Source organism: Flavobacterium tiangeerense, from assembly GCF_007830355.1.
In the GTDB taxonomy this organism is placed as follows: domain Bacteria; phylum Bacteroidota; class Bacteroidia; order Flavobacteriales; family Flavobacteriaceae; genus Flavobacterium; species Flavobacterium tiangeerense.
On record NZ_VLKO01000027.1, the window covers coordinates 1 to 1472 of the forward strand.

Sequence of the window (1472 nt, forward strand, 5' to 3'; positions counted from 1 at the left end):
GGGCTTAATTTAGTCCCAAACTGCTTGTAGCGCGGGGACGTTGTGCGTCAGTTTAGCGGAACGCAGAAAATCCGAAGTCAAACAGAAAATTAACTAACCAATGTTGGATAATCTAAATAAAAAACATCTTTACTTATCAATCTCAATTTCAATTGTGTTATTCATATTATTGAACTTCTTTGTTGGCCCAACTTCTGTATTTGGTCTAGCGGGATTTATACAGAATAAGACAGGTTACTTTTTCGGAGTTGACATAAATACTTTTGATTATCTTTTAATCTCATCAATTCCAATTTGCGGTTTAATGTTAACGGAAAAAAGAAAACGGAAAAATTTATCCGAAATTCTGAAAGACAACTTAATTATTTGTTTGACTTGCTTGTTAACTTTTAGTATTGGATTATTAATATTAATTTCGAGAATCGGAAGTCCATCACAAAATCCGCTAATTCCAGAATATTTACGAGTAGAACCATTTAAGCAATATTCTTTATTTTTCATTTTTTTAGGTTTAATATTACCATTTTTACTTACACGAAAAGAAGTTGAAGAAACGAAAAGCGAAATTGAACTAATCGGAAAACAAAATAAATAAAAAACCGAACGCACAACAGCCGTTTGGCGAGATTGGGGTTTTAGGCTTAATTTAAAGTTGGTTTTGTATTTGGAAATTTTGTGCTTAACCGAAATATTAATCTTAATTTAGTCCCCAACCTCGCCAAGCGGCGGGACGTTAGTGGCTAGCTTAAGAAAAAACGACAGACGATGAGCATTGAAATTACTTCAAAAATAATTGGACAACTAAGACAAGAAGAAAATTTTTCTGATTGGTGGAAAAGTGGCGAAATTGAAATTCCGTTTTTTGACAAAGAAAAATTATCCATAATATTTATGGATTTTGAACCCGAACACGACAAAACATTTATTGCCGAAGCTGACCAAGCTTTGACATCCTTTTTGAAATTAAACTCTGACGCTAGAAACGCAATTTCCAACCTTGCTTATAAAAACTGTATGGACTTTTTAGAAGCAGTTGAAATTGACTCAGCGGACGAAGCATTAAGACAAATAAAAAACAAAAACGAAGTTTGGAATTTCATTCAACCATCTGAAATTTATGTAACGAGACGCCCTTACAATGAACGAGACATTTATATTCAAATTGCTTGTGAATGTGATTGGGAACAGGAACACGGACTTCAGCTTGTATTTCGGCAAGGAAAGAAATTAACGAGAATAAGTGACCAAGACGGACATTTGACAGAAGCAGACGCTTATGGAAAACCCGATTCAGAAGATAAATTGTTAAGTCAATTTGACCAAAAAGAAAATAAAACTGAAACTGAGTGGTGGAAGTTTTGGAAATAAAGCCAGCCACTAACACACGTAGCTGTTGCGCAACTCTCTTAAAAAAGTAAAATTTCAAGATAAGCATAAAAAACAACCTCGTTTAAGGATTTTTAAGCGAGGTT

Annotated in this window: 2 protein-coding genes; one reads left to right on the forward strand and one right to left on the reverse strand. The window is 33.8% G+C overall.

Translation table 11 applies throughout. From position 1 onward, the window contains the following. Positions 1–267 precede the first annotated feature (267 nt). Positions 268–501, reverse strand: a complete 234-nt coding sequence (locus IQ05_RS15305; RefSeq protein WP_144894330.1) for a hypothetical protein — start codon at positions 499–501, stop codon at positions 268–270. Positions 502–765: 264 nt separating this feature from the next. Here IQ05_RS15305 and IQ05_RS15310 point away from each other — a divergent pair, with 264 nt between their 5' ends. Beyond that, positions 766–1368, forward strand: a complete 603-nt coding sequence (locus IQ05_RS15310) for a DUF6985 domain-containing protein (protein WP_144894331.1) — start codon at positions 766–768, stop codon at positions 1366–1368. The last annotated feature ends 104 nt before the right edge of the window (positions 1369–1472 follow it).